At 69.3% G+C, this 8,886-nt stretch carries 6 protein-coding genes and 1 CRISPR repeat array; all 6 genes read left to right on the top strand.

Annotated features, from left to right (window positions below; all coding sequences use genetic code 11):
- Positions 1-26: 26 nt before the first annotated feature.
- Positions 27-299: direct repeats of the CRISPR family, unit length 29 nt; unit sequence CGGACCACCTCCGCTCGCGCGGAGAGCAC.
- A 241-nt stretch (positions 300-540) separates the two neighbouring features.
- The 6 genes from cas3 (at position 541) to cas6e (ending at position 8,751) form a co-directional block, all read left to right on the top strand.
- Positions 541-3,375, top strand: a complete 2,835-nt coding sequence (gene cas3, locus ACFWZ5_RS14270) for a CRISPR-associated helicase Cas3' (RefSeq protein ID WP_384789126.1) — start codon at positions 541-543, stop codon at positions 3,373-3,375.
- Between the two features lie 229 nt (positions 3,376-3,604).
- Positions 3,605-5,221, top strand: a complete 1,617-nt coding sequence (gene casA / locus ACFWZ5_RS14265) for a type I-E CRISPR-associated protein Cse1/CasA (protein ID WP_384789130.1) — start codon at positions 3,605-3,607, stop codon at positions 5,219-5,221.
- 16 nt (positions 5,222-5,237) lie between these two features.
- Positions 5,238-5,990 (top strand): type I-E CRISPR-associated protein Cse2/CasB, encoded by a 753-nt coding sequence (gene casB / locus ACFWZ5_RS14260; RefSeq protein WP_384789133.1) that lies wholly within the window; start codon positions 5,238-5,240, stop codon positions 5,988-5,990.
- Between the two features lie 60 nt (positions 5,991-6,050).
- The gene (cas7e, locus tag ACFWZ5_RS14255) at positions 6,051-7,223 is read left to right on the top strand and encodes a type I-E CRISPR-associated protein Cas7/Cse4/CasC (RefSeq protein ID WP_384789136.1); all 1,173 of its coding nucleotides are present in this window, start codon (positions 6,051-6,053) and stop codon (positions 7,221-7,223) included.
- The gene (gene cas5e, locus ACFWZ5_RS14250; protein ID WP_384789139.1) at positions 7,220-8,080 is read left to right on the top strand and encodes a type I-E CRISPR-associated protein Cas5/CasD; all 861 of its coding nucleotides are present in this window, start codon (positions 7,220-7,222) and stop codon (positions 8,078-8,080) included. The genes cas7e and cas5e overlap by 4 nt, the downstream gene beginning before the upstream one ends.
- Positions 8,077-8,751: a type I-E CRISPR-associated protein Cas6/Cse3/CasE gene (gene cas6e / locus ACFWZ5_RS14245; protein WP_384789142.1), complete on the top strand. Its 675-nt coding sequence runs from the start codon at positions 8,077-8,079 to the stop codon at positions 8,749-8,751. Before cas5e ends, cas6e begins: the two co-directional genes overlap by 4 nt.
- Positions 8,752-8,886 lie beyond the last annotated feature (135 nt).

Genomic DNA, 8,886 nt, shown 5'->3' with positions numbered 1-8,886 from the left:
CTCATCACCTCGGCCCGGATCCGGGCCGGACCACCTCCGCTCGCGCGGAGAGCACTCGCCGAGGTCGAACCCGAGTAGCTCGTGTTGCGGACCACCTCCGCTCGCGCGGAGAGCACAGCCCATCCGCCGACTGCTTCTGCGCGTTGAGCGGACCACCTCCGCTCGCGCGGAGAGCACCTGTCCAAGCTGACTCGCGGATTTGCCGAGTACGGACCACCTCCGCTCGCGCGGAGAGCACGCGCTCATCGGCCTGTTCCTGATGGTCATGGTCGGACCACCTCCGCTCGCGCGGAGAGCACTCTTCCTGACCTGGGGCGCTACAGCGTCTTTGCATACTCTTTAACCGGCACCACGGCGCAGCCCAGCCATCGCCGAAGTGCGAGTCGTGGATCAGGCATAGGGGAATCCTATGCTCCCAGTCAAAGCGAGCGTCGGTCACGGGTTTCTCCTGGTGGAGGCCCGTTGTCAGTGGTGGCTGCTATTTCTGATGCCATGGAGCGAGAGAGCCACTCGTGCGGGGACGTGCCTGTCGATGCCCGGATGTGGGGCAAGCAGCGGGGGTTGCTGCGCCCCTATCCCGTGATCTGTCATCTCCTGGACACGGCCGCCGTGTTCGGAGTTCTCTGGGATGGCTTGCTCGGCGATTCCGTACGTGAGCGGATAGCCTGCACGCTCGCCTTGCCGGTGGGCGAGGCGCGTGTGGTGCTCTCGTTCTGGGCCGGGTTGCACGACCTGGGGAAGATCACTCCCCCGTTCCAGGCTCAGGTGCCAGAGGCCTTCGCTTCGGTGCGTGAGGATCCCCGTTACGCGTTTGCGCCCGGTGCGGTGGACGAGCGTGCGTTTCGCCACGAGATAGCGACGCACTGGGCGCTCGCTCACTTGTTGGAAGGCGCTGGCTATCCAGGGGATCGGAGGCGGATGCGGCAGGCAGTCAGTCATCAGGTTGCTCAGCTGCTCGGTGGGCACCATGGGTGTTTCGGTCGAGTGCTTCTGGCCAAGGAGCTGGACGCGGCGAGCGACTATCAGCCCGGCCTCGGGGAGGAGGGCTGGGCCGTCCAACGCGAGGTGCACTTCGCCCAGTTGCGCCGAGTGATCGGCGCCGATGCCGTGCCTGCGCAAGGGCTGACGGCTGAGCTGGCCGTGATCGTCTCCAGTCTGGTCGTCGTTGCGGACTGGCTGGCCAGCCAGAAGGAGGCGATCATTCCGAGGCTGCCGCCCGAGAGCTGGCGGGCGACTCCTGGGGAGCTGGACACCCACTGGGAGCATGTGTGCAAGGTCGCTCCGGGACTGGTGTCCAGGGCGCAGCTGGGCCGGGCTCGGTTCGATGCCGAGCAGTTCGGCGCCATGTTTTCCTTCACTCCCAACGCCCTGCAGGGCGATCTCGCCGATCGGCTGCCGCAGTTGGTGGCGGCCGGGGGGACAGGGCTGCTGCTCGTCACGGCTCCGACCGGCGACGGCAAGACGGAGGCCGCTCTGTATGCGGCGTCGGTGCTGGGCCGGGCGGCTGGGGCGCGCGGTCTCTATTTCGCGCTGCCGACGATGGCCACCGCGGACGCGATGTTCCCGAGGGTGAGGAGGTTCGCTCAGGCCGCCATGGGCGGAGAGCGTGCCATGACGCTTCTGCATTCCATGGCCTGGCTCAGCCCTCTCTACGCGGGGGATGCTGGGTTCGCTGAAGGCGAGCGGTTGTCGGACGGTGAGATCAGCGGCGACGCGGAGACCGCGACTGCGGCCGGCGCGTGGTTGCGTGGGCACAAGCGCGGGCTGCTTGCTCCTCTCGGCGCAGGCACTATCGATCAGGTGCTAAGCGGCGTGCTGCCTCTCACGCACAACTCCCTGAGGCTGTTCGGTCTGTCCGACAAGGTTCTGGTGGTGGATGAGGCCCATGCCTACGGGCCGTGGATGCACCAGTTGCTCATCCGTCTGCTGGAATGGCTCGGCGCGTTCCACGCACCGGTGGTCTTGCTGTCGGCCACGCTGACGGGCCGCACGGCGACCTCGCTGGTGGATGCCTACCGGCGCGGTGCCGGGTTCACGGAGCCGTCGGCCGTCGAACCCTGCTACCCGGGCTGGCTGTTCACAGACGTCGCGACCGGCTCCGTCTCGCCGCCGCATGCGACTGGGAGCGAACGGGCCCGCCGCATCGACGTCAACGTTCGGTCGGTTGTGTGGGATACGGAAGCGGACCCGGCGCGGGCCCCGCGTCCCGGGGGGCGGCGCGAGGCCCTGCGGGAGGCGCTGCGCCCCGTCGTGTCCGAGGGGGGCACTGCTCTGGTGTGCTGCACGACGGTCGCTGAGGCCCAGCAGACCTACCGGGATCTGCGCGGAGCGTTCCCCGGCCTCGCCGGGCGTCAAGGAGGGTTGCGTTTACTGCATTCGCGCTACCCGGCGCGCGTCCGGCAGCGCATCACCGCCGAGTGCGAGACCGCGTACGGCAAGCCGTGCGGCGAGCAGGATGTCGCTCAGCCGCGCCCTGGATCCGTTCTCGTCGCCACCCAGGTCGTGGAGCAGTCTCTTGACCTCGACTTCGACCTGATCGTCAGCGATCTCGCCCCGTTGGCTCAGCTTCTCCAGCGCGCCGGGCGCGGTCGCCGTCACGAGCGCGGTGAGACAGGGCGTCCTTGCTGGGCGCTCCCCGAGGATGAGCCGCGCCTGGTCGTCTTGGAACCTGTCAGCTCCGACGGCGTAACTACGGTGCCGCGCAGTTGGGGGTCGGTCTACGACGCCGGGCTGCTGCGCCGCACCGCCCTCATCCTGACCGACTCGCAAGGGGAGGGCATCGACGTTCCGGGCGATGTCCAGCACCTGGTCGACACCGTGTACGCGCAGGACTTCGTCGACCGGCTGGCGGGGGCCGCGGAGCAGGAGCAGCAGCGCATCCTGGATGCTGAGCGCCAGGCCGAGGAGATGGCCCAGACCCACCTGGCCGCCAGGGTGGGCATCAGTGCCCCGGCCGACGTGGCTGGCGATCTCCATCGGCTCAGTCGGCGGGAGGCCGGCGTCACAGAGGAGCTGCTGACGACCCGTCTAGGGGCCGATACAGGGCGGGTGTTGTGCCTGTATGAGCAGAGCGACGGCTCCCTGACGCTCGACGAAGCTGGAGTCCATCCGCTGCCCGAAGGCGGTCATGGTCTCTGCCGTGGCCAGCTGGCCGAGATCATGTCCCATGTCGCCCCTGTGCCGGGCAAGTGGCTGCGGGGCGGGGAGGGCCATGCGGCCCCGGGCGGTTGGGCGGAGCAGCCGTTGCTCCGCGATCTGGTGCTCCTGCGGATGCGGCAGGAGCTCGATCAGAAGGTGACCATCGGCTGGTCCTGCCAGCACGGGGATCGCACGATCCGGACGTCGGACGTGGGTTTGGAAGCCGCGCAACCATGATTTCAAGCCGCCCCTGAAGAAGCCTTCTCCTCAACCAGCACACTTCACATACGCTCTTCAACAGCCGCCCTGGCGCCCGGTGTTCTTCTCCGGTTGACCGGCTGCCAGGGCGGCACAGCCCGCCTGCGCGGGCAGAGGGGGCAATACGTGTCGCTCCACAACCAGCACACGGTTCACCTCCGCACCCGCGGAGACCCCGCCTCCATTGTGACCCTTCACCTGGAGCACCATGCCAACACCTGCCTACAACCTGCTCAACGAACCTTGGATTCCCGTCCGCTGGGCAGCCAGCGTCTACGCCTCCTCGAGTGACGAGCCTCCCGACCACATCGGGCTACGTGAACTGCTCGAGCGGAGCAGCGAGATCGCCTCACTCGCGGTCACCTCCCCGCCCGCACACTCCAGCCTTCTGCGCACCCTCTACGCGCTCACTGCCCGGATCACCGGCCTGGACGAGGCCGGGGCCAGGGACTGGGGAACTCGGCGCGAAGAAGTACTGGATGCAGGCGAGTTACCGAAGGACGGCATCGAGGCGTACCTGGCCGCGTACGAGCACCGCTTCTTCCTGTACGACCCCGAGGGCGGCCGGCCGTGGATGCAGGATGCGCGCCTGTCCGATCAGTGCGACGCGGACAACACCGCCGGGGTGAACAAGCTGATCGTCACGCGCGCCTCGGGCAACAATCACGCCTGGTTTAGGCCCGACAGAGACGCCCGCCCCGAGCCGCTAAGCGCATCGGAGGCAGTGCTGAATCTTCTGGTGTGGCACTACTACGGGCCATCGGGCCGCTGCTCGTCCCGTGAGGTGAACGGCAAGAAGAGCGCCAGCGCAACGGCCGGTCCGCTGCGCACCGCACTCTCGTACCACCCCGAAGGGGAAACACTCTTCGAGACGCTGCTGGCCGGTCTGGTCAGGCCGGCAGTCACCGTGACGCGCTCGCAGGACCAATGCCCGTGGGAATGGGGCGAGTTGCCGGACCCCGATGCGGTACCCCCTGAACCAGCCGGTCCCTGTTCGCGCCTTACGGCGTGTTCCCAGCATGCTCTGCTTCTGGTGCCGCGGGGAGATGACGGCCGGTGGGTGCGGGACGCCTACATCACCTGGGCGTATCGCACCGGCCGCATTCCGCGGGACGACCCTTTCCTGATCTGGCAGGTGAGCCAGCAGGGCAACCGCTACCCGCGCCCGGCCGATTCCCGGCGCGCGTTGTGGCGGGACCTGGACGCGCTGCTCCTCAAGGAGCCGCCGGGCACCGCCCAGCCCAGGCGGCCAGAGGTCTTCGAGTACGCCTTCGAGGTATCGGAGGATCTGCGGGTGCGTGCCCTCGGCTTCGAGCAGGAGGCACAGGCCAAGGACATCCAGTTCGTGGACGGCACCACGCCCGCGGTACTGGGCTTCGCAGAACGGGACACCCCGCGCACTGCCCTGCCCGTGGCGCAGCTGCGGCAGCTCGGCGAGCTGTACGGGCGGCGTCTGGAAAGGGCGGTGAAGCAGGCCTGGGCCGCCTACGTTCGCGACCCGAAGGCCAAGGGCGACGCCTGGGCAGCCGAGGCCGCCGCCCGCTACTGGCCCCGGGCCGAAGCCGAATTCTGGGACCGCTTCCGCCACCTGGACCGCTCGGGCAAAACGCCGGGCGCAGGCTTCGACAGAGCCGGAACACGGTCTGCGTTCCTGGCCCTGGCGCTGGAGGCGTACGACACCGTGACGGCCTCCATCACCCGTACCCAACGCGGCGCGAAGGCTGCCTCCGAGGCCCGGCTCGGGCTGTACGGCGGAGTGCGCAAGAAGGCCGACGAAGCCCACAAGGCTCAGGCCGCACGCGCGCGCACCGCTGACGACGGCTAGGAGGACGAGGAGCAGGATGACAACTCAGACCACCACCGACAGGGCCGCAGCAAAGCGTCAGCGTCTGCTGGCCTATACCCAGTGGACGGAGCAGCTCTGCCGAGAAGAACCCGGAGCCCGCAGCGCCTTGCGGAGCGGTCTGCGTCGCTCGGTCAATGACCGCCAAACGCAGCGCATGCACCGGTTCATCGCACCATGGCTGCCGGAGAACAGCCTCGGCGCGGGCGCGGAGCAGCGGGCCTACTACGCGGTGGCCGCGATGATCGCAGCTCAGCCACGAAGTGGCTCCGCCACCACGGATGCATCCAAGCCGCTGACGGAACACGACACCGGTGGCGCCACCGCTGCTGGACCTGCGGCGGAATCGGCCGCTGAACCAGCAGCAAAGCCGAAAGAACCACAACGCTATGGCAGGAGCCTGGGCATGGCCTTCGCCACCGCCGTCACATCCGGTCCCGGCCGGGAGAAGGCGATGCGGGAGTCCACGGCCGAGGCACGCCTGAACCTCCTCACCCGGCAGAGCATCGATGGCCTGCACCGCCACCTGCCCGCTGCCGTCGGCTACCTGAGAGGGCTCGACGTACCTGTCGACTGGGCCCAGCTCCTGAGCGACCTGATCGCCTGGCCCGACCACTGCGGGTCGATCTCCCGCCGCTGGCTGCAGGACTACTACCGGCAGCGCTCCGCGGACGCACGCGAGCAGGCCAACCACAGCGACCTCGAAGAAGCCGCCCGGGAAGAGACCGATCAACCCGAAGCCGACGGCTGACCGGTCCCGCCCGCGCATGACGCCCCTCCCCTGACACCCAGCCCCGCAAAGGAACCCCCTGTGTCCATTCCTGCCCGCTTCATCGACCTCCACATCCTGCAGTCGGTCCCGTTCGCCAACCTGAACCGGGACGACACGAACTCCGTGAAGACCGTCCAGTACGGCAACACGCTGCGCACGCGCGTCAGCAGCCAGTCCTGGAAGCGCGCCACCCGTGCCGTCTTCGAAGACAAGATCGGCCAGGCCGCCCTGCGCACCCGCCGCATCGGCGAACGCGTCACCCGCGAACTGCTCGAGCGCGACTGGACCGAGACCGCGGCCCAGCGCGCGGGCGCCCACATGGCAGCGGCCAGCAGCATCAAGTTCGAGCTCGCCAAGGACCCGGCCGACGCCAAGCAGACCGTGCCCAACAAGGTCCTCACCAACGCGATGGTGTACGTGCCGCAGACGGCGGTCGCCGAGCTGGCCGACCTCGCCGAAGCCCACCGTGAGACGCTGGAGAAGGCCAAAGACATCAAGAAGCCCGCCGACAAGAGCGTGCTGCCCAAGGACGAGGTCGAGGCGGTGCTGCGCTCGCGCAACGGCGTCATCAACCTCTTCGGCCGGATGCTCGCCGAAGTCGACAACGCCGGGGTGGACGGCGCCGTCCAGGTCGCCCACGCCCTGACCACCCACCAGACCGACGTCGAGCTCGACTACTTCTCCGCCGTCGACGACATCACCGCCGCCTGGGGCGACGCGACCGGCAGCGGCCACATGGGGCACGCCGAGTTCAGCGCCGGCACCTTCTACCGCTATGCCACCGTCGACCTGCGTGACCTCGCCGCCAACATCGGCGACGAACCGCAGGCGGCCCGCGAGCTGACCGCCGCGTTCCTGGCCGCGTTCATCGAGTCACTCCCCCAGGCCAAGAAGAACTCCACCGCCCCCCACACCATCCCCGACCTGGTCCACCTGTGCGTGCGCACCGACCGCCCGCTGTCGTACGCGGCGGCCTTCGAAGAGCCTGTCCAGGCCCGCGGCGGCTTCGCACAGACCTCCCGGACCCGGCTCGACGAATACGCCGTTGCCGCCAACCGGCTGCTCGGCACCGGACGCGTGCTCACCTCAGGCTGGGCAGGCCTGCACACCGGGGACCTGACCGGACTCGGCCAACGCCACGACTCCTTCGACAGCCTGATCACCACCGTCCTCGACGCCGCGCTCGCCGACAGCAAGGACGAGACGGCGTGAACTCCCCCCATACCCCGAACGCACCCGCGGAGACGGGCCTGTTGCTACGGCTTGCCGGCCCCCTGCAGTCCTGGGGCGAGCGCAGCCCCTTCAACGAACGCGACACAGCACCCTTTCCCACCCGCTCCGGCGTCCTCGGCCTCCTGGCGTCCGCGCTCGGCCGGGGCCGTGATCAGCCGCCGGACGACCTCGCCCGCCTGTCCCTGACGATTCGTGTCGACCGGCCCGGCGTCCTCCTGCGTGACCTGCACACCGTCGGCGGCGGCCTGCCCGCCAAGGCCACCGTCACCACCGCCGAGGGCAAGAAGCGGCCCGGCGACACCGGCACACTCCTCACCCACCGCACCTACCTCGCCGACGCGGCCTTCACTATCGCCATCACCGGAAGCCCCGCCGACACCGAGCTCCTCCACCGAGCCGCGCACGCCCTCACCACGCCACGCTGGCCACTGTTCCTGGGGCGCCGCTCCTGCCCGCCCGAGGGCCCCCTACTGCTGGGCACCACCGCCGATCCCCTGCACCACCTCGTGCATCTCCCGCTCGCCGCACCCCGCCCGCGCAACGGCAGCCGGGACGTCGAATTCCTCTCCGACCGGCCCCTGAACCTGCTCCAGACTCCACAGCAACTAGCCACCGGTGACAGCCAAGAGGGCACACACCCCGTGAGCGAGATCAACGATCAGCCGGTCTCCTTCCACCCCAGCCGCCGCACCCACCGCGCCCGCGCCCTCTACCGGCGCACCCTCCACCTACCCGCCGACCAGCACACCGGACTCGGCACCGGCCACCTGGCATCCCTCACCGCATACCTGGGCGAACACCTCGCCCGCCCAGCCCCGGAAGGACACAGCCGTTGACCACCTGGCTGACCCGCATCGTCCCCGACCAGCGATCCCGCGAGGCCCGCTGCGACCTCAACAGCACCGAAACGGCCGTCGTCCTGCACCGCCGCCTCATGACGCTGTTCCCCACGCAGGCGGGCCCTGACCCACGGGCCCGCTTCGGTGTTCTCTTCCGTACCGAGGACACCCCCACCGGAGTACACATCCTCCTGCAGAGCACCACCGAACCTGACCTCAGCCAGCTCCCCACCGGCTACGGAAACGGCACAACCCGCCCCCTCGACGCTCTCCTCAACGCCCTGCGCCCCGGCCTGACGGTCCACTACCGCTGCGTGGCCAGCGCCGTCCGCAAACCCGGCGCCACCACCCGCCGCCTCTACAACCTGCCAGCCGTCGTCTCCCTCCACGGCGTTGACGCCGACGAATGGTGGCTCCGCCAGGCCGACACCGCCGGACTCAAACCCCTCACCCACCTCTCCCACCCCCTCGACACCGCCCGCGGCACACGCAGCCCCCGCAACTCCCTCCAGCCACAACGCATCTGCCACGCCCGCACACGCTTCGACGGCACCGCCACCATCACCGACCCCGAACCCCTCCGCAAAAAGATCACCGAAGGCATCGGCCGCGGCAAAGCCTACGGCTGCGGCCTGCTCAGCATCGCCCCCGCCCGGGAAACCGCATGACCAAACCAGCCCCACCACGCACGACCCCTGCTCCCGCCGACGCCCGGCGCCGACTCGCCGCCCCCACCGTCGCGATGCTCCCGCGCATCGCCGACTCCCTGTCGTGTGCTCTCCGCGCGAGCGGAGGTGGTCCGG

The organism is Streptomyces sp. NPDC059003, assembly GCF_042740445.1.
GTDB lineage: Bacteria > Actinomycetota > Actinomycetes > Streptomycetales > Streptomycetaceae > Streptomyces.
Note: the sequence above shows the minus strand (reverse complement) of the source record. Positions and strands in the feature narration are given on the sequence as shown.

What these genes read in the sequence shown, in the direction of transcription:
- casB (WP_384789133.1), top strand. Translation starts at nt 5,238, where the DNA reads ATGACAACTCAGACCACCACCGACAGGGCCGCAGCAAAGCGTCAGCGT.
- casA (WP_384789130.1), top strand. Translation starts at nt 3,605, where the DNA reads ATGCCAACACCTGCCTACAACCTGCTCAACGAACCTTGGATTCCCGTC.
- cas3 (WP_384789126.1), top strand. Translation starts at nt 541, where the DNA reads ATGTGGGGCAAGCAGCGGGGGTTGCTGCGCCCCTATCCCGTGATCTGT.